General features: G+C 50.2%; 16 protein-coding genes. 5 read left to right on the plus strand and 11 right to left on the minus strand.

Translation table 11 applies throughout. The features are described from left to right. Positions 1-187 precede the first annotated feature (187 nt). From BUE76_RS13360 to BUE76_RS13405, 10 genes are all read right to left on the minus strand, one after another. On the minus strand, positions 188-2,182 hold the full coding sequence (locus BUE76_RS13360; protein WP_073039640.1) for a serine/threonine-protein kinase: 1,995 nt from the start codon (positions 2,180-2,182) through the stop codon (positions 188-190). 88 nt (positions 2,183-2,270) lie between these two features. Further along, entirely contained in the window at positions 2,271-3,047 is a 777-nt protein-coding gene (locus BUE76_RS13365; RefSeq protein ID WP_073039638.1) for an FHA domain-containing protein, read from the minus strand. Between the two features lie 115 nt (positions 3,048-3,162). Further along, complete coding sequence (locus tag BUE76_RS13370; RefSeq protein ID WP_245798280.1) at positions 3,163-7,227, minus strand: FtsW/RodA/SpoVE family cell cycle protein; 4,065 nt, start codon at positions 7,225-7,227, stop codon at positions 3,163-3,165. Beyond that, positions 7,224-8,621, minus strand: a complete 1,398-nt coding sequence (locus BUE76_RS13375) for a PP2C family protein-serine/threonine phosphatase (RefSeq protein WP_073039636.1) — start codon at positions 8,619-8,621, stop codon at positions 7,224-7,226. The genes BUE76_RS13370 and BUE76_RS13375 overlap by 4 nt, the downstream gene beginning before the upstream one ends. A 153-nt stretch (positions 8,622-8,774) precedes the next feature. Further along, positions 8,775-9,728 (minus strand): hypothetical protein, encoded by a 954-nt coding sequence (locus BUE76_RS13380; RefSeq protein ID WP_073039634.1) that lies wholly within the window; start codon positions 9,726-9,728, stop codon positions 8,775-8,777. Positions 9,729-9,996: 268 nt separating this feature from the next. Beyond that, the gene (locus BUE76_RS13385) at positions 9,997-10,494 is read right to left on the minus strand and encodes a hypothetical protein (protein WP_073039632.1); all 498 of its coding nucleotides are present in this window, start codon (positions 10,492-10,494) and stop codon (positions 9,997-9,999) included. A 190-nt stretch (positions 10,495-10,684) separates the two neighbouring features. Further along, positions 10,685-11,422 (minus strand): metallophosphoesterase family protein, encoded by a 738-nt coding sequence (locus BUE76_RS13390; protein ID WP_073039630.1) that lies wholly within the window; start codon positions 11,420-11,422, stop codon positions 10,685-10,687. 164 nt (positions 11,423-11,586) lie between these two features. Beyond that, entirely contained in the window at positions 11,587-12,333 is a 747-nt protein-coding gene (locus tag BUE76_RS13395; RefSeq protein WP_245798279.1) for a nucleotidyltransferase, read from the minus strand. 246 nt (positions 12,334-12,579) lie between these two features. Then, the gene (locus BUE76_RS13400) at positions 12,580-14,340 is read right to left on the minus strand and encodes a GMC oxidoreductase (RefSeq protein WP_073039629.1); all 1,761 of its coding nucleotides are present in this window, start codon (positions 14,338-14,340) and stop codon (positions 12,580-12,582) included. A gap of 71 nt (positions 14,341-14,411) precedes the next feature. Next, on the minus strand, positions 14,412-15,392 hold the full coding sequence (locus BUE76_RS13405; protein ID WP_073039627.1) for a long-chain-fatty-acid--protein ligase: 981 nt from the start codon (positions 15,390-15,392) through the stop codon (positions 14,412-14,414). A gap of 101 nt (positions 15,393-15,493) precedes the next feature. On the opposite strand from BUE76_RS13405, the gene BUE76_RS13410 reads away from it, so the two are divergent. The 5 genes from BUE76_RS13410 (at position 15,494) to BUE76_RS13430 (ending at position 21,918) form a co-directional block, all read left to right on the plus strand. Continuing rightward, entirely contained in the window at positions 15,494-15,952 is a 459-nt protein-coding gene (locus BUE76_RS13410; protein WP_073039625.1) for a hypothetical protein, read from the plus strand. A 3-nt stretch (positions 15,953-15,955) separates the two neighbouring features. After that, positions 15,956-16,828 (plus strand): UbiA family prenyltransferase, encoded by an 873-nt coding sequence (locus BUE76_RS13415; protein ID WP_073039623.1) that lies wholly within the window; start codon positions 15,956-15,958, stop codon positions 16,826-16,828. A gap of 81 nt (positions 16,829-16,909) precedes the next feature. Further along, positions 16,910-18,034, plus strand: a complete 1,125-nt coding sequence (locus BUE76_RS13420; protein ID WP_073039621.1) for a M42 family metallopeptidase — start codon at positions 16,910-16,912, stop codon at positions 18,032-18,034. Positions 18,035-18,217: 183 nt separating this feature from the next. Then, positions 18,218-20,785 (plus strand): cation-translocating P-type ATPase, encoded by a 2,568-nt coding sequence (locus BUE76_RS13425; protein ID WP_073039619.1) that lies wholly within the window; start codon positions 18,218-18,220, stop codon positions 20,783-20,785. Positions 20,786-20,985: 200 nt separating this feature from the next. After that, complete coding sequence (locus BUE76_RS13430) at positions 20,986-21,918, plus strand: glycosyltransferase family 2 protein (protein ID WP_073039617.1); 933 nt, start codon at positions 20,986-20,988, stop codon at positions 21,916-21,918. Positions 21,919-21,989: 71 nt separating this feature from the next. Here the strand turns inward: BUE76_RS13430 and lon are convergent, their stop codons facing one another. Continuing rightward, positions 21,990-24,380: an endopeptidase La gene (gene lon / locus BUE76_RS13435; RefSeq protein ID WP_245798278.1), complete on the minus strand. Its 2,391-nt coding sequence runs from the start codon at positions 24,378-24,380 to the stop codon at positions 21,990-21,992. Between the last annotated feature and the right edge of the window lie 265 nt (positions 24,381-24,645).

The raw sequence follows: 24,645 nt of genomic DNA on the forward strand, positions 1-24,645 counted from the left end.
GCAACAGGTTCTTGTCCTGCAGATGCCTTTCAGTAAATCCTTCAATTTCATTTTTGTAATTAAGGAAAGAGAATGCCGACATAGGTCGGCATTAAAATCTTACCACTTAAATAAGCTTGTACCGCCATTTGCTGAGGTGCACAATAAACTTAGCCAAACTATAAATCAAAAACTAAAAACCTTATCCTTACTGCACATCTCCATCTTCACCCTGCTGTTTGTTGAAATCATTGAGGATTTCACTGGCAGTAGAATCGCCTTCAGAGATGGCTTGCATCAGCAGTCGACTGCCCCTTACAATATCGCGGTCAAAGGAACAACGGTTGTATTTGGCCACACGAAGAACCTGCTGGTTTTGACCAAACAGGTAGAGAAAACCAAGGGTTCTTTTGGCTGGGGTATAATCCCTTTCCGCTGCTTTTTCCACCATTCCAAAAGCGGAGTTGCAATCAAGCCCGGAATGTTCGGCTTTAAGGGCACGGTTGCCATATTCAAACAGTGCTTCAGGCACTTCCTGCGCTGCCAGGGTTTTATAAATTTCTATCGCATCATCCTTATTTCCCTGCTCCAGCAATTGTTTGGCTTGCTGCAACTGCTGGTTGATTTCAATTTTGGTAAGCTGTACCGGCTTTGTTGCCTCCTGTGCCTGCCATTCCTCCAAGGGCATCAGGTCGGCTTTCTGCAGCCAGCCTTTGGAGGTTTGCCCCCTGCTGTTGGTAAACTCCGTATATATAAAATCGCCCTGTTCTTCCAATGCTTTGATAATTTCTTCCGAAGGAACGAGGTAAGCGCCCCTACGGGAAGCTTCATCCGCTTCATTGTGAAAATAAGCGCGGTCGTTTACCACCTTGTATTCACCAATCACCTTCCTGGGCTGCTCGGCTTTGGTTTCCTTGGGTTGCTCGATAGTAGTTACCGGTTTTTTTGTGGCCTCTTGCTTGCCGGCAAACAGGTTGCTGATGGCCATGTAAATGATGGCACCAATAATAAATAAACCCAACAGGATCATGGGCAGGCGCAGGCTGCGGTCGCGGCGGGCGGGTTGCCGTTGTGCCGGTGCAATAGCCGGTTCGGGTCGGTTTGCATAAGCCTGCAGTTCGCGGTCCTTACGGGTAAGTGCCACACGCAGGTTCACCAGTTCCTGCTCCTTTGCCTGCACCTGTTCGGTTTGCTGTTGCAATGATTTTTGCAGTTCGCTTTTTTCCCTGCGCAATTGCTCGTTTTCCTGCTGCCAGGCCGTTGTCGGTGCAGCGGTTATGTTGCCTGTTTTCCGGGTTTGTGTGCTGTGCAAAACCAGAAATTCCTGCAAAGCAGCTCCATCCTTAAACCGGGCATCAGGCTTCTTTTCCAGGCACTGCGCGATCATATCCAGCAACCATTGCGGCACATGGCTTTCCCGGTCTTTTTTCTCCGAGCTCCAGCCTTCCGGCAAATGTTCCGCACGCAGGGTCATCGGGTCTGGGACGGTTGCCTCCATGTGCTGGAGTCTTACTTCGTTGCGGGCATGTTCGTTGCGGTTTGATAAGGGAAAGGGAACCCTTCCTGCCAGGAGTTCAAAAAGGATAATGCCAAATGCGTAAATATCACTTTGCGGCAGCAGCAATCCATCATTCTGCTCCGGTGCCATAAACTCGATGGCGCCGGCCTGCCGCAAACTGGTGCGCCGCTGTTCGTCGCTCATGATGGCCAGCCCGAAATCGAGCAGTACGTAATTGCCGGTATGTATGTTGAACTTGACGTTGTTGCTTTTTATATCACCATGCCGGATGCCCAGCCGGTGACAATGCGCCAGTGCATTGGAAAGATGGTCGGCAACCTTGATGGCTTCCTTGATGGTAAAAATTGGTTCATGTGGCGGTTGCAGCAGTTCCTCGAGGTCGGGGCCTTCAATGAACTCCATTTCAATAAAAGGCAGCGAGCCGCTTTCTGTTATACCCGAACTCAGGATTTTGACAATATTGGGGTTGGGCTGCTCGCTTACCCTTTTCAGCTTGGCCACCTCGTTCAGGAAATCTACATAGTGCTTATCATGTTCACTCTCGCTATGTATGGGTGTGGGCAGCAGTTTTACTGCCGTGATGATGGGTCCCATCCGCCGTGCCTTATACACCGAACCCTGGCCACCCGTTTTAAGGGCACCCATGTTCTCCAATCCCTCTGTTATGGTAAATACTTTCGACATGTATGTATGCGGTTAGCAAGTTAAAAAGCTTCAGGCTGTTTGCGTTTGCCTGGAGCTTCTAGCTGCAAGTAGTTGCAGTATTTCTGGTCTAGGCTTCATAACCAAACTCCAGCAGGGCCGAATCGCCCAGGATGATCTGGTCGCCATGCTGGAGGGTATAACCAATATGTGTGCTTTGCAGTTTCACAGGTTCATTTCCACCCGTGCGCACCTTTACCTTGTTGCGTGGCGGAATGCCCCCTTCGTCAGCAAATAGCTGGAAAGCACCTACTTCTTCGCTCCATTCTACATGCGCATGCTGGCGACTTACAAACCTGTTGGCTTCCTGGCTGCTTTGGGCAAGGAATGCAATTTTATTTTCGCGGTGAAATCCGTCACCCGCCTGTACCATCTTATCGCGGCCGATGGTAATTTTCCCGGAGGCTGCATCAAACTGGTACCGGGCCTGTTCCGTTTCGCCCTGCTGAACGATGATGTATCCTTTGCGCAATCCCTGGGTGGCAATTTTTCTTTTCCGGCTGTCCACCAGCATTGCGGCCTGCAAGCCCGGAGCCTGGACCGCCTCGGCAGGTGCAGGCGCAAATGCCAGTTCAAAATTCCATTCCAGGGGCAGGTCAAGGGCATAGTCGTCTGCAATGCGCTGAACCTCCTCCCGGAACTGGTCTTCTGACCCTTCAAATACCGCAGCGGCATACTGGCTTCTTTCCCCTTCGGCGGGGAAAAGATAAAGCTGTATGCTGCGGATATTACCGCCTTCGCCACCCTCCCACTGCTGTAATTGATCTTTTATAAAAAGGAGCAATTGCTGGCGGATGTTCTTGACATCTGAAGGGATTTCTTCGTTTTTAAAAAACTTTGAAAACATAAGCTCTTTTTAAAGGTTGCGCAAAATATTGTGTTCCCTTCTTCCACCTGTTCCAATCATATTTTAACCAGGTTGGCAGGTATAAACTTGCAACTTACAGGGCCTGCAAGCTCGATCAATAACCTTGAACATATCCTCTTTGCAATAGTACCGGTATCACATGCCGGCCGGCAACCGCCACGGCAATACTGCTGCCTTTGGTGTCTTCTACCCGCACACAACAAACGGTATGTCCCTGGCCATTGGGTTTGGGGGCAAAAAACACGTACCACCCATCGTTGATCCTTTTGCCGCGTACAATTCTTTCAGGGGTACCGGTCTTTCCTGCAACAGCAATACCCAACCTGTCGCGCTTACCCGCACTTTGTGCCTGCATAAAGCCGGTTAGCAGCTGGGTATGCTCGGGCCTTTTGGCCAGCACCAGGCTGTCCTTTGGCGCTAATAACGAATCGGCTATCCGCAGTACATAACGGTTGTCGGTTAAAAACCCATTATTGGCAATACCTGCGGCCAGCCGGGCCACAGATGCCGGTGTGCTCACCAGCTCACCTTGTCCCCATGCCATACCCGAAATGCCCAGCCCTCGGGTTGCCCGGATATTATTGGGGTCGTAACGCCGTTTGCTCTGAAACTCGGTAGCCCGCCAGGTTTTGCGCCATTGCTCTGCCTGGTAGGCATTGCCACCGTCAAAACTATAGTAATAGCCGCCCAGCCCCCGCAGGAACATCCCGGTTTGTATATACAGGGTGGCCATTTCCTCCTGGAGGCTTTCTTCGTTGGCCAGCCTAATAAAATATGGATTGTTTGATTTTACAATGGCCCGCTCCATACCAATGGTGCCTGTTTCATCTGGCTCATCGCCACGGGTGCGCACCAGGTCCTGTTGCCTGATCTGGAAGCTGCGGCGGGCGGCGGCATCGCCCAATTTATTGAAGGCAGCCAGTGCCGTCAGCAGTTTGGCTGTAGAGCCGGGCTGCGTGGCATGCGTAAACCCAAGATCTGCCGTTGTAACAAAAGTGCCCAGTTGTGCCTGCTGTCTTGCGGAAAGGGTGAGCAGGTCCCAGTCGTCAACCGGGGGTAAAGGATAAAGTGCAGAAGCCAGCACATCACCTTGGATATCGTCCATTACCACAATGGACACTCGGCTGTTGCGGATGGTTTCGTCTGTTTGCAGCGATTGCTGGATTGCGGTTTGCAAACCTGCGTCGATGCTCAGTTGCATATCCCGGTTCTTTTGTTTGAAGCTATCCACCAGCGGGCTGTTGATTCCCGACAACAACATGGGCGAGAGTGCGCGGTAGTCCCTGCGGGCCACAACCATTTCGCGTGCTTCACGCGGCAGGAAAGGATCTTCGCGGAAACGGGTTGCTACTACCTGTTGGTTGGAAATGGGCGTGGGAAATCCCCGCAATTCGGCACCGTGCTGGTATTCGGCAAAATAGCCATTGTTGCCGCCGGTGAATACGCCGGTATTGGCATCGCCCGTCCAGAAGAAAGCATGGGCACCGAAGGGGTAATATCGATCCTGGCGTCGGTGACTCAGGGCTTCCAGTTCGAAGGCCATCAGCCCCGATTTCACCAGGGTATCTTTTTGCTGCACCAACAACCGGGGCTTGCTGGTTGCCAACAACACCCCTTTCCTGTCGTAAATATTGCCCGCCTGCAAGCGGTTCATGAGGATGGCAATACGGGGGTTGTAGCTGTACATCCGGGCACCGCTCCGTTCCGCTACCAGCGCAGGTTCTACCACCCAGCGTTTGTTGTTGAACAGGTATCGCGACACATTTACACCCAGCAGTATGATTCCTATACCGGCTGCTACCAATGCAGGCATCAGGTTGCGATCCTGTTGTTTACCGATATAGTTCATTTGTGCCGGCGAGCCCTGCACCAGGGAAACGGACAGCAGGAAACCCGCAGCCACCATGTTCATGATGAGCGAAGAGCCGCCATAGCTTACGAAAGGTAAGGCCACCCCCGACAGCGGAAGGGCTCCGGTAGAGCCGCCTGCAATCAGCACAAATTGCACAAAGGTGCTGATGCCGATACCTGCTGCCAGGTAAAACAGAAAGGGCCGGCCCGTTTGCCTGCCGATAACGATGGCCCTGTGTAGGTACACCAGAAAAAGGACAAACACACTAATGATACCTGCCCAGCCAAACTCTTCGCCAAAAGCGGGCAGGATCATATCGGTATGTGCTTCGGGAATGGTTTTGCCAAAACCCTCACCAATGCCCTGCCCACGAATGCCACCACTGGCCATCGCCCAGATACCATTGGCTACCTGGTCGCCGCCAAATACATTATTGTCCCAGGCATTTTCCCAGATGGCCTTTCGGTCGGTAAGGCGCTGAATGGGGCCGGGGAAAAGCAAGTCTAATAAAGGCACCTGGTCCAGGAGCAGGAAGGCAGCGATCACCACAACGGCCATGATGGCTGGTTCACTGATCTGTTTGCGAACAAAGAAATACAGGGCCCCCATCAGTACAAAAGTGATGGCCGTTCCAATCCATACATTTCCGGTAGCCCAAACTGCAAGGGTGTACAATACCACGGCTGCAATGGTTTGAGCAAAATCGCCGCGGGCAAAAGACAGCAGGATGATAAACGTAAAGCAGACCACCATGGCAGGCCCTAAATCGCCCAATACCAGGAAGAGGAAAATGATAGCGAGCACAGCTGCGAGTGCAAAGGAGAAAAAACGCCAGCGGCTGCGTGCTGTGGCATACCCTGAAATAAATCTTTCGTTGGCAGTAAAGAAACCGGCAAGAAATACCAGCAGAATAAAGCGCACCAGCTCGCTGGGCTGAAAACCAAAGAGGTTGACTTTTACACCGCTGCCCTCGGGGCCGGTACCAAATAGAATGGTAAGCGCCAATAAGGCCAGGCCAAGCGCAGCCCAGGGCCAGCCGTTGGCCGCACCCTTGTGCTGTTTGAAATAAAATAAGCGGAACAAGCCCGAGTCTGGCGTGAAACGCCTGAGGTCAAAAAGCATCAGCAGGGATAGTAGCACGATGCCTATGGTGAAGAAGCTGAGCATGTCGCGCACCAGGAAGCGGTCGCGCAAGGGATCCTGGAGGCTGAACAGGGTAAGTATGGAAAATCCTGTTAGCAGGAACACGACGGGCAATATCAACTGGTCGGCATGGGCAAAACGAAAGGACAGCAAGCCATGCACCAGCCAGAATGCAGCAAAAAACACCCCGCAGATGATCCAAAACCAATTGTTTACCTCGGCAGGTGTGCGCACAATGAGCGCACCTTCTTTTTTTAGGTTGTTGAAATCCCTGGTGCTGAGCAGTTTGATGGTATGCGGCGTTTGCAGGAAAGCAAAGTCGGGATCTCCTTTTAAAGCACTTATGCCCTTAGCACCTCCGAATTGAAACCCAGGTTGTAGCGGCAGCACCGAAAATGCTTTGCCCTTTGGCAAACCGCCAAATTCCGCTTCCCCATCCTCGTTGGTACGTGCATAAGCTACCAGCGATTGCAACTGCCTTTGGCCTCCTTCATTGAGGATGAAGGTCTTTTCAAATCCCGCGCCCTTTTCGGTTTGCAACCTGTTTACCTCTACTACGGCATTGCTGTACAGGCTATCCTGTGGTAAAACCAGGTTGAGGCGCACCAGTACACCTGCAACAGGGTCTCCTTCACGGTTTACAATAGTTGCTGTAATCTCCTGATTACCCAAGCCGGCCTGCACCTTTTGGGGAGCGGAAATGGGCTTTTGTACCTCCTGCTCAAATAAAAGGGAATCCGGGCCGGAAAAACCAATCAGCTCGCGGGAAAGCGCCACCCTTTTTTGAAAGGAAGCACCGCCTTTTGCATATGCCTCGTTTGCCTGCACATAGTATTTGCGTTTGTTCAGTTCGCCGATGTTGTCCACCGGCTCCTGGTCATCGCGCAGGCGGGTGGTGAGTATGGAACTAACGAGGTTGATGTCCCTGTAGTCCTCCAGGTAAAAGCCTTTTTGTAAAAGTGCCCGCACCTTGCCGCCGGGGTTCTCAGCGTTGAGGTTAACCATGCTGCCATCGCCAAGCCGTTGCGGCACATCAGTAAAGTCGCGTTGTAAAACGGTATACAGTTGGTAAAAAAGCAAACCCAACACCAAGGTTGCCATTAAGAGAAACAGCCTTTCTATTCCCCGGCCTTTTTTTATCATCGGTTTTTCGGCCATCTTCATCGTATTTGGGTTGTGTCGGAAAACAGGGAATCTGAAACCATCAGGTTGGCCGGACTGTTCACGGGTGCGGTGCCGCTCATTTGCACCGGCACGGCGCAATTCAGGAACTGTACATTCTTCAGCTGTACACTGTGTCCACCAGCAAGGATAGCGGTTTCAAAATTTTCAAAAACCATATCCTCCAAAACCAGGTGTTTGTTTTTAGGGCCCAAGGAAAAGGCAGCACCGCTAAAACTGGAGTCGGCAACCAGGTGCAACCCGTTTCCTTTGATCAGCAAACTATCACTTTGGACAAGAAGGGTATCTTGCACGGTTATCATTTGCCGGGTGTTGTCCATCCAGTTGAGGGTGTCTGGGGCAGCTGCAAGATTTGCTTCCAGTTTCTGGAACAAAGGGTCGGGCGGTATAACGGCGATGCTTGCTGGCTTTTGTTGCTGTTGCCAGATAAATAAGACTGTAGCCAGAATAAGTGGCAGCAAAACGAGGTAGGGAATCCATGCTTTCTTTTTCTTCACCGGCTGTTGCATTGCAACGGGGTCCTTGGCAGCCTGTTCCGCTGGTTGGGGCACAACTGGGGAAACTGGCGATACTTTCTTTTTTCTGCCCGGTTTGCCCTTGGGCTTTATGGCTTTTTGGTTTTGTGGCTTGCGGCTATGCCGCACCAGCACCACCGTAATATTGTCTTTCCCTCCTGCCCTGTTGGCGGCATCAATCAGCCGTTCCGTTTTTTGGGGCAAAGCATCTTCAGAAGCCAGTACTGCCCTTATGTCTGCTGCAGTTACCAAGTCGGTCAGGCCATCGCTGCACAGCAGCAAAATATCGCCCGGCAGGTAGGGTGATGTGCCGGTGTCGAAATAATCTTTTTGGTTGCGCAACTGCAGGTCAAAGCCAAGGGCTTTGTCGATCTCGTTGCGTTTCAAATGGTGCATGGCCTCGCCCTCGCTCAGCTTACCGCTGTCTTCAAGAAAGCCAACAAACGACTGGTCGCGGGTAACTTTTACCAGCGAACCATCCCGGTACAGGTATAGGCGGGTATCGCCTACATGGATGTAATGGAGGGTATTGGATTGTTCATCGGCCAGCACGAGGGTAGCCACACAGGCCATATCGGCCAGTTTGGGGTTTGCCCTGCGCTCGGCAAGAATGCGGTCGTTAGCCGCGGTCATGGCTTCCAGCATCATGGTGGCTGCGCTGCCCGAAGGCACACTCAGGTATTCTAGCAGGGTATCATGTGCCAGTTGTGCCGCCACTTCGCCGCCTTCATAGCCGCCCACGCCATCAATAACACAGGCTGCCAGGTAAGCACCCTGCATCACCGGCTGTACAAAGAAACTGTCTTCATTGTTGGACCTTACCATCCCCTTGTGGGTAGCTCCAAAATAGAGGTTAGTCATGCCTGCGGTGGGTCTTTTTAATTTCCAGGAAATGCGCAGCCAGCAGCAATACTATGATCAGCAGCAGGGCAAGGGAAAGATTGGCCATAGAGAAAGTTTATGCCAGGCTTGGTTAAGGGTTAATCAAACAGGGTAGCGATGAAACACCCGCTATCAACCTTTGAACAGGTTGATACCCACAATACCGTTCAGCACCATTCTTGAATTAACGGGCACTTCCGTCCACTGGGGATCAGTGGCAGGGCTGCGCCTGATCTCCTGTTCGTTTACCACGGTTTTTTCGCCAAAAGAGGCTACAAAAAACTTTGCCGAAGACCGGTCAAAGCGTACCCTGAGGTGTGGTGTATTCACCCACTCGGAAGGCACCTTAAAAATATTGGCGGCAGTACGGGTTTCATCTTTGCCCGACACCACGATCTCTTCATCCTGCATCAGGTACTCCAGCTTTTTGCCCGAAAATGCCTTATCGGGCAGGATGGTTTCCAGTCGGGCCAGCGCACCGGAGGGCTGGCTGCTGATGCTGTTCTGCGTATAGGCCAGCTCGGTAGTAAAAGGCACTTCGTAGTAACCTTCACTGTAAAAAGTAAACCCTTTGAGGATTTCGGGATTAACATCCAGGGTTTGGGCTATGCCCGTTTGACGGGGAATAAAGGTCACCCTTAGGTTATCGTTTTGCTGGGCCGCGGCGCCGGGCAGGAGCTTGCCAATAAAGCCCAGGTCGCCCCGCACATAGTCGGGGTGCGACACAAAACGGAATACCCACTTGGATGCTGAAGGCTCTACGTTTTTACCTTCCGCTTTAAAAGATTTGAGCTTGTCGTAAAAGCCCCGTACCGCCTCCTGCACAATCAGGCCGAAAATGCCTTTTTTGCTGTCCATGAAATCCTGGTAGTCCTCGGCATTGAAGCAGATGATGTACTCATGGAAAAAGACGATGCGACTGGCAAAGGACAGTTCCTTAACCGACTCATCAAACTTTTGCCCGATATAGTGAAACACATCGTTGGGGGTAACGGCAGGCGCTTTGGCTTTTGTAGCCTCCGGGTCTTTTTTCACCAGCCACTCGTGCAGGCCCAGGCGCTGCCAAAAAGAAGGTTTTGTGTTCATAAGCAATAACAAAAGGAAGGGTTGGTTAAGGATGGCCTGCGGAGCGGTTTACTCCTAACCAGGCGGCAATACTATGCCTGTAAACGAAGGAGCAGGTAAAAAAGTGTCCGGCGGGCTTTTCCTTGTGATGAAATAAGGATGAATCCAGCTCCACAACATAACAGGAAGGAGCATGCAGGATGAAGCAGTATATGCTCAGGCAAGCAACACCTTGTTTAAACCTTATTGCTCCATCGTTTACTGCCGGTCATTGTGGTTCAACACCGGCTTAAAGCAATGTCTTCGCCTCAGTGATGATGCAGTTGATAGCTTTCATCAATTGTTCCTGCTGTTGCTCGTTCAGTACAAGGTCCACTTCGCCACGGGTTCCAATCATTTTGATGCTCAGGGTCTTTTTTGTAGCCAGCCTTTGCAGCATGGAAGGCGTCACCGCAAGATTTTTAAAATTGGTATGAAACAGCCCCTGGCAATTTACCGAGCCTGTATTCTTAAATGTGGCTTTTAACCTGCCGCCTTCAAAAGTGAATACTGCAGTAGACTGGTCGTCGAAACACTGGTCGGGAACACCGGTGAGGTTAAAGAAAAAGTCAATCTCCTTCTTGGTAGCATCCAGCGAAAGGGAAAAGCGCTTCAGGGTTTTGAAAGGTATAAACCCGGTAGTGATTTTGGGCTCCTGGCTGAACTGGTCCTTTTCGCGGGTAAGGTTACAATCCTGTGCCGCAGCAAAAAGAGGCAGGAAGAAGCATAGCAAAAACAAATGTTTCATTGAATGGAGGATTGGCCTAAAAGTATGCATTAGGTACTGGTGCGATTGTGAAAGGTTTAAAAAATTTAGAAAAGCAAAGTTGAACGTCGTTAAAGGATAATGATTTGATCCGAAGCTCTCCCAAGCATCTTAAGAATGAAAAACCCGGCTGGCGGCCGGGATTTTCCTTTTATTCCATTGTTCAACCAGGTTACACATCAAAATAGTAAAATGGTTCAGGGTAACCTTCCTTCTTCAAAATTTGCCGGGCTACGTTAAACACCTTTACACCATCAATATTGCCTTCCAATGTACCCACATGTGCATGCCCGTGAAAAGCGGCTGTCACCTTACGCCGCGTAAGCGGTTCAGCAAGACGGGAGGAACCCAGGAAAGGAAAGATGGCTTCCGGCTCACCTACAACAGTAGCCTTGATGGGTGCATAGTGCATCAGCACTATTTTCTTAAGCCCCGACTCCATCGAATCTAACCTGGCCAGTGCACGGTCCAGGTGGAGCGCTTCGTCCACCGCTTCCTGTACAAAGGCCTTCATCGCGCCTTCGCCAAACATCGAAAGCATATGGTTGTCGAAACCACCACCAAAACCTTTGATGCCGGCAAATCCAATGCCTTCCAACACGATCGACTCGCCATCCAGCATGTGCACCCCCGCTTTTTGCAGCATGTTGCGGATCAGCTTATGCCTGCCTTTTTCATAATCATGGTTGCCGAGTACGGCCACAACCGGGATGGTACAAGCCTTCAGTTCTTCGGCCAGCACCTGCGCTTCACCTTCATCACCGGTATCGGTGAGGTCGCCGCAAATCAGCAATACTTTTGCTTCCTGCGACACCAGTTTAAAACATTCCTTCCATTTGCCCGTGTCCGTTTCCCGAACATGGATATCGCCTACCGCTGCAATTCTGACCATGTTGTTTTGTTCTTCCATGCTGTACAAGCTTATTGTTTGAAAAAGCGGCTATCCTCTGTAATTATTGATTATTGAATTACTAATTGTTGGAGTTACCTGCACTAATAATCAATAATCCAATAATCAATAATCTCTAGATTAAGTGCTTAAGCCAATAACATCCGGCTGCAACCCGCTCCCACTTACACCGTTTTAATCGTGCACACTTTATAATTCCATTCCTTGATATCCACCTGGTACTGCGTTTGGTCGATGATGGGTCCACGGCAAACCTTTTCTGTTGCCGATGGCAGATCATATTGCTCATGTGCCCGTTCCATCAATTCTTCAAACAACCAACGAGGGATGATTTCATGAAAGTCTGAAGGATAGACAAACTGGAACTGGAGAATCTGTGCCAACAGTAGGTGCCAGTGGGGATCCATGCGGAACAGGAGCCGCTTCCAGTCGAGCTTTTTACCCCATTTCAGGATCAGGTGGTTCACATCGGAACCGTCGTAGCGTTCGCGGTTCTGTACGTAGATTTTACACCACATCAGCTCTTCGGGTGGGATCACTTTTACCCGCACATCGCCAAAGTCGGCCTCGGTGGCATGCTCGTACCAGGAGTCGTCTACCGTGCAAATATTGTTAACCGTATCAAAAATGATATCTATATAATGCGGGCCATCAAACACTTTGGCCAGCCAACGCACATCGGTCAGTTCAGTTTGAAATCCTTTAGCTGCGAAATGTTTCATGATCTTAGGGTATTCGCTGGGTTTGCAGAATACGTCCAGGTCTTTCATGTCGCGTTCGATCCCGGTATACTGGAACAGGGCAAAGCCGCCGCCCATCATAAAGTTGACCCCGCTTTCGATAAGGCCTTCAAGGGCTTCCTCGTAACATGCGCGGGCCTGCAGTTTTTGTTCTTCTGTTACTACCATCATGGCTCCATTGTCTTTATGTTACAAAAATCCCAGCTGCAGGACCCCGGGCAGCAATCGCCTCATTTTCATTTGCCCCATCAGTGGAGCATTGGTAGTTAAAGAAATGTGCCAAAATGAAGTTTGATTTCGGATTGGAGATTTAGGATGGGCGCTCATGGCAGTGTGCGCTCGTATAGAAAATGGCTATGCACCATTTCAATTGGGGAAATGGTGCATAGCCAGGAGCTTGGTACTTGAAGCTTCAATTTATGAATTCCGGAATCTCACATCCGAAATCCTACACGGTTCCTTTTTTAACGATGCCACTGCATGATGCGCCGCCCGGGCGGTAAGTGCCATATAGGTAAGCGATGGATTTTGCGTGGCGGTAGAGGTCATACAGGCGCCATCGGTAACATATACATTGGGTACCCCGTGCAACTGGTTATTGCCATTGAGCAGGGAGGTCTTGGGATCACGGCCCATGCGCACCCCGCCCATTTCATGGATGTCCAACCCGGGCGCCTGGCCCGAGTCGGAAGTGGAAATATTAATACAACCAGCTGCCTCGAGCATGGCCCTTCCCTCCTGCAGGAAATCTGCCATCAGCTTTTTGTCATTGTCATCATAACCCACACTGGTTACCAGCAGGGGCATACCCCATTTATCCTTTTCGGTAGTGCTCAAACGCACATGGTTACTTTCCTTGGGAATTGTTTCACCCTGCATCATCATAAACACGCCCCATCCGCCCGGCTCTCCCAATGCATCTTTATAAGCGCCCCCAATCTCAGGTCCTGAAGTGGTAGCACCCGTACTCCGGTAGGCACTAAAGAAGCTCATATAGCCTCGTAGAAAATCGGTTTCCTGCTGGTGCACGTTCCTGAAGTTGGGCATCATGGGCTGGGTAGGCCTGCGGCCATAATAATACTGGTCCAATGGACCGTCGATGGTGGCACTGATAGAACCCCGGTAGTTGTGAAAGGCGATGAATTTACCCATCAGGCCATTGTCATTTCCCAGACCCTGCGGGAAGCGGCGGGAAGTGGAGTTCAGCAGGATGAGGTTGGTATTCAGGCAGGCGGCATTGACAAAGATGATGCGGGCAAAATATTCGGTAGCAGCACCCGTATGCGCATTAATCACCCTTACCCCTGTTGCCCGTCCGCTTTCCTGGTCATATATCAGGGAGTGCACCACGCTGTCTGGCTGCAGGGTCATTTTACCGGTAGCTTTTGCCCAGGGCAGGGTTGCTGCATTGGAACTGAAATAACCGCCAAATGGACAACCCCGGTAACAAAGGCTCCGTGCCTGGCACCGGCCCCTGCCCTGCTGCAGGTGCACTTCTTTGGGCTGGGTAAGGTGGGCGCAACGGCCCTGCACCACATGCCTGCCTGTAAAGGCTTTTTCTATTTTCTGCTTCATGCCCTGCTCCACGCAGTTCAGATCCCATGCGGGCAAAAACTCACCATCGGGCAGGGTGTCCACACCATCCCTGTTGCCGCTGATGCCGGCAAATTGTTCTACATAGCTATACCAGGGCGCAATGTCCCTGTACCTAATGGGCCAGTCCACTGCAAAACCATCCCTTGCCGGACCCTCAAAATCGGTAACGCTCCAGCGTTGGGTTTGGCGAGCCCAGGTAAGGCTTTTACCACCTACCTGGTAACCCCTGATCCAGTCGAACGGCTTTTCCTGTATGTATGGGTGCTCGGTGTCCTTTACAAAAAAGTGGGCAGTGGCTTCGTCTACTGCATAACACTTGGTGAGGATGGGGTTTTGTTTGTCGAAAGCAGCAGGCATGCGCAGGCGGTGCGGAAACTCCCAGGGATTCAGGGTGGCCGTTGGATAATCTTTCAGGTGCTGCACATCGCGGCCCCTTTCCAGCACAAGGGTGCGGAGCCCCTGCCCGCACAACTCTTTGGCGGCCCAGCCACCCGAAATGCCGGAACCGATAACGATGGCATCAAAACTGTTTAGTGCTTTGCCCCTGGTGGCAATGGCAATCTGAAGGGAATCTCCGGGCATGTTCAATCCTTTTGGAAAAGATAAACAGGAAGATTTTAAAATTCATTTTATTAACCCTGCGCCTGCCCTGGTTATATCGCCAGCAAACTGCAGCCCCTGATATCACTGTGATCCAGCCGGCCCAGAACTTCAAAGCCCCCATCGGGATGCAGGCGGGCCACATCTTCGGTAGCAATGAAGGAACAGGAATGAATATTGGCGAGGTCAATAATATTGAGTGCCCCGGTGGTGGGTTGCTCAACAGCCTGCCAGATGGCCATGGGATCATCTTCCTCGCGCAACAGTGCCTGCATCCAGGAAGGTGTGTGAAACATACCTTCTTGGGTGGCGTAAGCTTGCGACAACAGTTCGGTCATGCCGTACTCGGAATGGATACCTTTCAAATGGAATGCTGCCTGCAAGATTTCGTGCACCTCGGCACGGAGCAGTTCTTTTTTCCGCCCTTTCATGCCCCCGGTTTCCATTATCAAGGTATGTTGCAGTGGCAAGGGGTGGGCTGCGGCAAAATCAAGCAGCGCATAAGTAACACCGATCAAAATCGTTCGTTGCCCTTCTGCTTCCAACCGGCGCAAGGTTTGTTCAAGCCCTTCAAAATCGTACAGGTAAAAACCTCCCGAGTGATGGCCGCTTTGTTCAACCAGTTTCTGCACCATATACACCAAGGAGGAACTGCCCCTTTCCAGGTAGGAAGGCAGGAGACCCAGAATACAGTAGTCCTGAGGGGAGCCATAAAACTGCTGGAATGCCTTGAAAAAACTGGCTTCGTAAAGGCCTAAGTCTTTTACCAGGTGGCGGCTGTTGCTGGTGCCGGTGGTGCCGCTGCTTTCAAAAATGGTTTGAGGTTGCCAATTGCCGCTTACCACGGCTTCCTTTTTGAAGAGGTGGATGGGCAGGAAAGGAATTTGCTCCACCGAATGAATCTGGCTGGTATGGCAATTTAGCGCAGCCAGGTAGCGTTTGTACACAGGGTTGGCCTCGCTTTGGTAGTGAAACACCCGCAAGGCCTTTGCGGTAAAAGACAGGTCATCGGCAAAAATCCAGTTCCATTCCATCGGTGGCAAAGATCGGGTTTGCAGGTGAAGCCGGAAACAGGCTTTGGTGGCGAAAGCTTCAACCCAAAATAAGATTACATTTGATCAGCTAATAACGTGTTATGAAGGTTGTATATGGATTGCTGGCCCTGGCTTTGGGCCTGATGGCTTGTAACAAAGATGAATTTCAGACCAAACCGCAGATTAAAGTATTATCGGCCACACCCGACGTGGTGCCCATTGGACAGGCCCTGACGGTAAGCCTCGAGTTTACCGACAAGGAAGGTGATGTGGATGATTCGGTAACCGTTATCCGTACCCGCATCAACCAACGCGATTTTACCAAATTGCCTTTTACCATCAAGTATAAAATTCCCCTTTTTCCGGATAAAACAAGGGGCGAAATGGATGTAAACATGGCCTGGAGCACGGCGCTTACCCTGCAGAATTCGCCCCTCCGCATACCGGGTACCAACACCAATGAACCCGATACCCTCCGGCTCCAGTTTTCGGTGAAGGACGCCAAAGGCAACCGCAGCGACACCATTACATTTGATAAAAACGTGATTGTAATCCGTTAGGCTTTGGCGCAACAGGATGAAAGCACCACCAGTTGGGGCAGGCGTGTATTCAATCTTTTTTTGTTTACCAGTTTTTTCCTTGCCATTTGCGCGGTAGCCATGGTTTGGCAAACCTGTTACCTGTTTCACCTGCCCATCAACTCTTCTTTGCTGGGTTTTACTTTTTTTGGCACCCTGTGCAGTTATAATTTCCATTGGTATTTTACCCCGGCAGCATTTGGTGGTTCCAACAAAACTGCCTGGTCGGGGCGCAACAAACCGGTACATGCGACCCTTTTTCTAATAGCGCTTGTTGGAGCCCTGTATTGCACCTGGCTGCTCAGGGCGCATTGGGGCTGGTTACTGCTCACGGCCTTTGTTACTTTTTTGTATTCGGCGCCCAAAGTGCCGCACAACTGGGCGCTCCACCTCCAAAAAATTGCGGTAGGCAAAACCATCTTCCTGGCATTTGCCTGGGCACATGTTACGGCCCTGCTCCCGCTCCTGGTCTATAATGCCGACCAGTCAGACAAAGCCGTGTTCTTTGTCGTCAACCGCTTTTTCCTCATTTACGCCATCTGCATATTATTCGATTACCGCGATCGCGAATCAGACCGAAAGGAAGGCATCAGGAGCCTGCTTACCTGGCTGGAGCACGAAGGCATCCTGATCCTGTTCTGGACCATCATGGTTGCTTTTGGCCTGTCCGGCATCTTGTTGTACGGGCAGGGTATGCCGCTTGTTTCTGTTGTGGCACTTTCCATTCCCGGCCTTATTGTTGCCGGGCTCCAACCTTATAGCATGCGGCACAGCGGCGATTACCACTATTATTTTGTGCTGGATGGATTGATGGCTTTTTCGGTGCCGCTGGTGGCGCTGTTGGATTATGGGCCCTAGACCATGGACTAAGATCAAAAACCTGGTAGTGGTAAAAGACCTTTCCCATTTATTTACATTTGAAACCCAAACAACAGCGATATGGCAAAAGCTAAAAAAGAGACCGGCAATACCAATAATTACGTGCTGAGCGATCCATCTTTTCAATTTCTTAAAGATTATATCAACAACCCCTCTCCTGTTGGCTTTGAAGCCGCAGGGCAGAAACTTTGGCTTAATTACCTCAAACCCTTTGTTGACGAAACCTTTACCGATCCTTATGGAACCGCGGTAGGCATCATCAATCCCGGCACCAACTTCAAAGTAGTGATAGAAGCACATGCCGATGAAATCAGCTGGTTTGTCAACTACATCACCAATGAAGGCCTGATTTACCTGAAGCGCAATGGCGGCGTGGACCATATGATTGCACCGGGACAAAGGGTGTTTATCCATACCCGCAACAATGGCCTGGTAAAGGCGGTATTTGGCTGGCCTGCCATTCATACGCGCCTCAGCACACCCGATAAGGAGAACAGCCCCAAGGTGGAAAATCTCTGCCTGGACTGTGGCGCACGCAACCGCCAGGAAGTAGAAGCTTTAGGCATTAAGGTGGGCAATGTGGTAACTTACCAGGATGGCTTTGATGAACTGGCCAACGGTTATTACATCGGCCGTGCTTTCGACAACCGCATCGGTGGATTTATGATTGCCGAAGTGGCCCGCCTGCTGAAGCAAAACGGAAAAACCCTTCCTTACAGCCTGTATATTGTTAATGCCGTACAGGAAGAGATCGGGTTGCGTGGCGCCGAAATGATCGCCCGCCGCATCAAGCCCAATGTGGCCATTATTACCGATGTTACCCACGACACCTCCACCCCCATGATCAACAAAATGATTGAAGGGGAGACCTTCTGTGGAAAAGGACCATCGCTTTCTTTTGGTCCGGCGGTACACAATAAACTGCTGCATTTTGTACAGGATGTGGCTGCTGAAAAAGAGATTCCCGTGCAATTGCGGGCTGTATCGCGCAGCACCGGCACCGATACCGACTCTTTTGCCTATGCCAATGACGGTTGTCCTTCTGTGCTTATTTCCATCCCGCTTCGCTATATGCACACCACAGTGGAAATGCTCCACAGAACTGATATTGAACAAACCATCCGCCTGATGTATGAAACCCTCCTGCAACTGAGTCCGGATACCAATTTGAGCTATTTTGATTGATACAAAGGCCGGGCATCGTCCCGGCTTTTTATTACCCCTCCCTCCTGCAAATTGACACCATGTAAAAACCAGGGTAAAGAAAACTTTGGCGCAGCCTTTTTCATTTGCTTGGCTGTTTACCTTTAAACGGATCAAAGGGCGGCTAGGCCCTTCCCTTACAGCACCCACCGCAATTACCAATAGATGAACCAGGTTTTGAATACGGAGTTTTCCGGGTTATCGAGCGAAGCAGTATTGCTTTCCAGGAAAGAGCATGGCAATAATATCCTGGTTTCGGAAAAGAGCAACCCCATCCTGGAAGGCATAAAGGATGTACTCAGCGAACCCATGGTGATTTTGCTGCTGGTGGCCGCAGCCATCTATTTCATCAGCGGCAGTACAGGCGATGCCATCTTTTTATTATCAGCGGTCCTACTGGTTGCTGCTATTTCCCTCTTCCAGGAAAACAGGAGCCGTATGGCCTTGGAGCAATTGAAGGATTTTACCCAGCCCCTGAGTAAAGTAATCCGCAATGGCAGTTATGTGGCTGTCAAAAGCGAGGAACTGGTGGTAGGCGATTACCTGGTGGTGGAGGAAGGCGCACAGATTCCCGCAGATGCCACCATCATCCAGTCGAATGATTTTTCGGTAAACGAATCCTTGCTAACCGGTGAATCATTAACCGTAGCAAAAGACAGGAGCAGTGATCCCCTAATTTATGCCGGCACCCTGGTGTCCGGTGGTAGGGCCATTGCCATTGTACAGGCTATCGGCATGGAAACAAAGCTGGGTAAAATTGGCAAAAGCCTGGAGCAACTGGAAGCGGAACCCACAGCGCTTGAAAAGCAGATTGCTGCTTTTGTACATAAAATGGTGCTTGTTGGAGCGCTTGTTTTTTTAATTGTTTGGGGCATCAATTTTTTCCAGACTTACCAATTGCTGGATAGTTTGCTAAAAGCCCTTACCCTAGCCATGAGCATTTTGCCCGAAGAAATACCCGTGGCCTTTACCACATTTATGGCACTGGGTGCATGGCGGCTGATGAAAAAAGGGGTGGTGGTGAAACAAATGAAAACGGTAGAAACCCTTGGCAGCGCTACCATCATCTGTACCGATAAAACGGGCACCATTACCGAGAACAGCATGCAGGTGGCCAAGCTTTTCACCCTGTTGGAACAACGCATTACTCCAGGTGAAACCATACATACAGAAGCGGAAAAGTGCCTGATCCAAACAGCCATGCTGGCCAGCGAACCCATCCCATTCGATCCCATGGAGTTGGCCATACTGGATGCTTATACTTCAGTATTTGAAAATGGCAAACGCCCTACTTTTAAGATGGTACACGAATACCCTCTTGAAGGCAGGCCACCCATGATGACCCACGTGATGGCCGACCAGCAGGACCGGCAAATTGTTGCTGCCAAGGGGGCGCCTGAAGCGCTGATGCCCTTGTGCGCACTCACCCCTCTGGAGGTTGAACAACTATCAAAAGCCATCGACATCTTTACCGCTGACGGGTTGCGGGTGCTGGCTGTTGCCTCTACCCATTTTGATGGCAAAGCCTACCCCGAAAAGCAACAGGATTTTTCCTTTCGCCTTTTGGGCATCCTTGCTTTTGCCGACCCGCCCAAGGAAAACATACCCTTGGTATTGCAGCAGTTTTACGATGCAGGCATCGATGTAAAGATGATCACCGGCGACAACCCGGCCACCGCCAGATCTATTGCAAAGGCAGTGCAATTGAAGGGATATGAACAGGGGATTACAGGTGATGCATTGATGCAACTGGATGATGCGGCCTTGCAGCAGGTGGTGATGCACACCCATGTTTTCAGCCGGATGTTTCCGGAAGCCAAACTCAGGATCATCAATGCGCTTAAAGCCAGTAACCAGGTGGTTGCCATGACCGGCGATGGTGTAAACGATGGACCTGCATTGAAAGCTGCCCATATCGGTATTGCCATGGGCAAACGGGGGTCGGAGATTGCTAAAGATGCCGCATCCCTGATCCTGCTCACCGATGATTTTTCCAAAATGGTTGCAGCTGTAGCCATGGGCCGAAGGATCTATACCAACCTGAAAAAGGCCATCCAGTACATCATTTCCATCCATATTCCCATTGTGCTCACGGTATTTCTGCCGCTGGCTTTGGGATGGGTTTATCCGAATATTTTCTCACCGGTACACATCATTTTTTTAGAGTTGGTGATGGGTCCTACCTGTTCCATTGTTTACGAAAACGAACCCTTGGAACCCAACCTGATGCAACAGCCACCCCGGCCCTATACCACCAATTTCTTCAATATCCGGGAGCTGTCTACCAGCATCCTCCAGGGATTGGTGATCACAGCCGGTTGTTTGTTGGGCTATCAAATTATGGTACAACAGGGCGCCAGTGAAGCCCTTACCCGCACCCTTACCTTTTCAGTACTGGTGATCGCCAATATTTTTTTAACGCTGGTGAACCGTTCCTTTTATTATTCTGTATTTACCACCCTTCGTTATCCCAACAAGCTCATTACTTTCGTGATCCTGATCACTGTTTTAATATTGGTCCTGCTGGTTTTTGTACCCCCGCTTACAGCCTTTTTTGGGTTTGCGCAAATGGATGGCCAGCAATGGGGCCTTGCCCTCCTGATCGGCTTTTGTTCGGTAATCTGGTATGAAGGCGTAAAATGGGGCAAGCGTATACGTAAAGCAGGAAATTTGAATCCTAATTTTATGTGGCGCACAAATGCTGCCAACAAAGCAGATGTTGATCTGTCCTGATGCCTTGTTTATGATCAAGTAATTTTATACATGCCTGATGCAGTAATCAGGAAACTGAAAAGGGGCAGGCATCATTTTGGTGCGGAATATGGTTGCCTGATTTACCTGTACAGCCTAAGTGCTGCTTTTTTGTCCATACTACTTGTGGGAAACCGAAACCTTGTTATTTTTCAAAACCTTTTTTAACCATCCTACCAGTTATGAACACAGTACCCAGGGTAAGCGTACTCATCCCATCTTACAACCAAAGCAAACTGCTGAAAGAAGCTATTGAAAGTGTGCTGAGCCAAACCTTTTCCGATTTTGAATTGATCATCAACGACAATGCATCTACAGATGATACCCAAACAATGGTGCAGCAATTCCTGCATGATGCCAGGGTAAGGTATTTCCGGAACGAGGTCACCATCCCCATGCATGAAAACTGGAACAAGTGTCTGGAACATCCACGGGCAAGTTATATCAAATACCTGTGTTCGGATGATAAGCTCAGGCCACGGGCCCTTGAATTAATGGTTGCTGCCATGGACGAAAATCCGGATGTAGCCATCGTATCCAGTGGCCGCCAATATTTCGGTGAAAAGGACCGCTTGTTTATTCTGGACTGGAAGGGCAAGTATGACGGGAAAGAAACCATCCTGAATACCTTAAGGATATCCAATTGGATGGCTTCGCCAAGTACGGTGATGTGCCGTAAGGAAAACTTTGAACATAATAAGTTCCGCGGCTACAAATGGGTTACCGATTGGGATATGTGGATCAGGCATCTTGGGCTGGGCCATTACTATGGCATTCCGGAAGTGCTGATGGATGAAAGGGTGCATAGTGGTTCGGCAACCCGGAATTTTTCCATGAACATGATCAAACTGTCGGAAGAATATGAACTTTTCCGCAATGTCAGGGATAATGGTTATAGCATCCAGTTCCCCGGCCGTGAAGAAGAACTGGAACAATTAGTAAAGCGTAAGGCTTTAGAATGTTCCCGGTATATGTACTCCCGGGTTCCGAGGCTGAAGAAGAAAAAAAACAGGATTGCTTTTTTAAAGATGCTGGCCATTGTACGGAAAGAAAAAGTGCTTGTGAAAAGCCTACAAGTGCAAGTGGAAAAAAGATTGTTGGGTAAACAGGTTTAGTGAACCAACATACTGATACTAAACAAAAAGGGTAATGCACCAGCATTACCCTTTTTGTTATTCCAAGCAGGTTACATCAACGCTAATTCCAGCACCTGGTTCATTGTTTTCACATAGTGAAACTGCACTCCGCTGATGTATTCGGGATTGATTTCCTGCACATCTTTTTCGTTTTGCCAGCAAAGAATCAGTTCTTTAAGGCCGGCACGTTTTGCTGCCAGTACTTTTTCCTTGATACCACCTACGGGTAGTACCTGTCCCCGCAAAGTGATCTCGCCGGTCATACCCAGGTAAGGCCGCACTTTGCGGCCGGTAACTGCCGATGCCAGAGCGGTAAGCATGGTAACACCTGCACTGGGGCCGTCTTTGGGAACAGCACCCTCGGGCACGTGGATGTGTACGGTCTGGCTTTCAAATTTTTTGGGGTCGATGCCGTATTTGCGGGCATTGGCACTCAGGTAGCTCAGGGCTGTGGTGGCACTTTCCTTCATCACGTTGCCCAGGTTGCCGGTAAGGCGCAGTTCGCTCCTGCCCTCGCTCATGGTGGCTTCAATAAACAGGATGTCGCCGCCAACATAGGTATAAGCAAGACCAACAGCAACGCCTGGAATGCTTGCTGCCTTATACATTTCGTTGCTGTAGCGGGCACGCCCAAGAATGCGTTCTACATCGGCTACGGTAAGGGTGGGTTTTACCTTTCCTTCAATAGCCAGTTGTTTGGCAAGGTTGCGCATGATTGCTGCCAGCTGCCTGTCCAGTTCGCGCACACCGCTTTCACGGGTATAATCCGAAATGATCTTGTCCATCACCTTGTCCGAAATAGAAAGCCTGGTATTTTTCAAACCATGTGCTTCTTTCTGCTTGGGCAGCAGGTGGCGTTGTGCAATCTGGATCTTTTCTTCCACGGCATAACCACTCAGTTCTATGATCTCCAACCGGTCGCGCAGTGCTGGCTGGATGGTTTGGAGGTTATTGGCGGTGGCTATGAACAACACCTTGCTCAGGTCGTACTCCAGCTCCAGGTAATTGTCGTAAAATGTATTGTTTTGTTCCGGGTCCAGCACTTCCAGCAAGGCGGAAGAAGGATCGCCGCGGTGGTCGGCGCCAACTTTGTCTATTTCATCCAGTATCATCACCGGGTTGGAGGTTTTGGTCTTGCGGAGGTTCTGTACAATCCTACCTGGCATGGCTCCGATATAGGTTTTACGATGTCCGCGGATCTCGCTTTCATCGTGAATGCCACCCAGGCTCAGGCGCACATATTTACGGCCAATGGCGTTGGCAATACTGCGGCCCAGTGAGGTTTTTCCAATACCCGGAGGACCGTAAAAGCAGAGAATGGGACTTTTCATATCGCCCTTCAGTTGCAATACGGCCAGGTATTCCAGTATGCGCTCCTTGATCTTGTCCATACCATAGTGGTCGTGGTCCAAAATCTCTTTGGCACGTTTCAGGTCAAAGATATCCTGCGTGTATTCGTTCCAGGGCAGGTCGAGTAAGAGGTCGAGGTGATTGTACACAACCGAGTAGTCGGGTGTGGTAGGATGCATCCGTTCCAACTTCTCGATGCCTTTTTTAAACATGTCGCGGGCTGCTTCAGGCCATTGCTTGCTCTCGGCCTTTTTGCGCATTTCACGCAGCTCCAGGTCGTTGGCATCCCCGAGTTCTTCCTTGATGCTTTTCAGCTGTTGTTGCAAAAAGTATTCGCGCTGCTGCTTGTCAAGCTCGGTCTTTGTTTTAGCCGTAACCTTGTTTTTCAGCTCTGCAAACTGTAATTCTTTCTGCAGCAGCTGCATCAGCAGTTCGGCCCTTTCGCGGATATTATCGAGCTCCAGCAGGCGTTGTTTTTCCTTCAGGTCGGTATTAAGGTTGCTGGAAACAAAATGAATGAGGAAGGCAGGGTTTTCGATATTCCGGAGGATGATGCTGGCCTCAGATGGAATATTGGGTGATAGCTGAATAATCTCTGCAGCAACGTCTTTGATATTGGCTACATAGGCTTCAAAGTCATTATCCTTGGGGGCTTCCTGTTCGGTTATTACCTGGATACGAGCCTTGAAATAAGGCTCCTCGGAAAGGAGTTCCCCTACCTGGAAGCGGCTCCTGCCCTGGATGATGATGGTGGTGCCACCATCAGGCATTTTGATCTGCTTTACGATTTTGGCAACTGTACCAATAGCTTCCAGATCGGCAAATTCAGGGTCTTCAATGGCGCTGTCTTTCTGGGCAATAACACCTATCAGCCTGGTTCCTTTATAAGCATCATTTACCGCCTTGATGCTCTTATCGCGGCCAACAGTAATGGGTAAAACCACGCCGGGGAAAAGCACGGTGTTGCGCAGGGGCAGCAGGGCCAGTTCGTCCGGAATATCCTGGGTGTCCAGGCCATCATTTTCTCCTTCGTTGATGGGCATGATGGGCATGAAATCGAGTTCGTCTTCCGGCTTAAGCAAAAAATTCACGCAGCAAATATTTTTAGTAATCTTCAGTAGTTAATCCGAACCTGCAAAGTTAGGCCCAAGGCACCAATGTTGGGGACTACTTTTCAGGGGGGCTTTGACAGCTGGCCTATGGGCGACGGACAACGAAGAGAAAACACAACCTTAGTTTTGACCGGGAAGAGTAGTTGTGTATTGCACTGTATTGCCAGCCGTCTGTCCGCTGATTGTGAGTCCCACCACAACAAAAAGACCCACACTTTTAGTATGGGTCTTTTCAAGCTGAATG

This window comes from Cnuella takakiae, assembly GCF_001953305.1.
GTDB classification, from domain to species: Bacteria; Bacteroidota; Bacteroidia; order Chitinophagales; family Chitinophagaceae; genus Flavisolibacter; species Flavisolibacter takakiae.

Bases quoted from the DNA above. Each gene is read 5' to 3' on its own strand.
- BUE76_RS13365 (WP_073039638.1), bottom strand. From the start codon at position 3,047: ATGTTTTCAAAGTTTTTTAAAAACGAAGAAATCCCTTCAGATGTCAAG.
- BUE76_RS13380 (WP_073039634.1), bottom strand. From the start codon at position 9,728: ATGAACACAAAACCTTCTTTTTGGCAGCGCCTGGGCCTGCACGAGTGG.
- BUE76_RS13425 (WP_073039619.1), top strand. From the start codon at position 18,218: ATGAACCAGGTTTTGAATACGGAGTTTTCCGGGTTATCGAGCGAAGCA.
- BUE76_RS13405 (WP_073039627.1), bottom strand. From the start codon at position 15,392: ATGGAATGGAACTGGATTTTTGCCGATGACCTGTCTTTTACCGCAAAG.
- BUE76_RS13390 (WP_073039630.1), bottom strand. From the start codon at position 11,422: ATGGAAGAACAAAACAACATGGTCAGAATTGCAGCGGTAGGCGATATC.
- BUE76_RS13395 (WP_245798279.1), bottom strand. From the start codon at position 12,333: ATGATGGTAGTAACAGAAGAACAAAAACTGCAGGCCCGCGCATGTTAC.
- BUE76_RS13420 (WP_073039621.1), top strand. From the start codon at position 16,910: ATGGCAAAAGCTAAAAAAGAGACCGGCAATACCAATAATTACGTGCTG.
- BUE76_RS13430 (WP_073039617.1), top strand. From the start codon at position 20,986: ATGAACACAGTACCCAGGGTAAGCGTACTCATCCCATCTTACAACCAA.
- BUE76_RS13385 (WP_073039632.1), bottom strand. From the start codon at position 10,494: ATGAAACATTTGTTTTTGCTATGCTTCTTCCTGCCTCTTTTTGCTGCG.
- BUE76_RS13360 (WP_073039640.1), bottom strand. From the start codon at position 2,182: ATGTCGAAAGTATTTACCATAACAGAGGGATTGGAGAACATGGGTGCC.
- BUE76_RS13375 (WP_073039636.1), bottom strand. From the start codon at position 8,621: ATGACTAACCTCTATTTTGGAGCTACCCACAAGGGGATGGTAAGGTCC.
- BUE76_RS13400 (WP_073039629.1), bottom strand. From the start codon at position 14,340: ATGCCCGGAGATTCCCTTCAGATTGCCATTGCCACCAGGGGCAAAGCA.
- BUE76_RS13410 (WP_073039625.1), top strand. From the start codon at position 15,494: ATGAAGGTTGTATATGGATTGCTGGCCCTGGCTTTGGGCCTGATGGCT.
- BUE76_RS13370 (WP_245798280.1), bottom strand. From the start codon at position 7,227: ATGAAGATGGCCGAAAAACCGATGATAAAAAAAGGCCGGGGAATAGAA.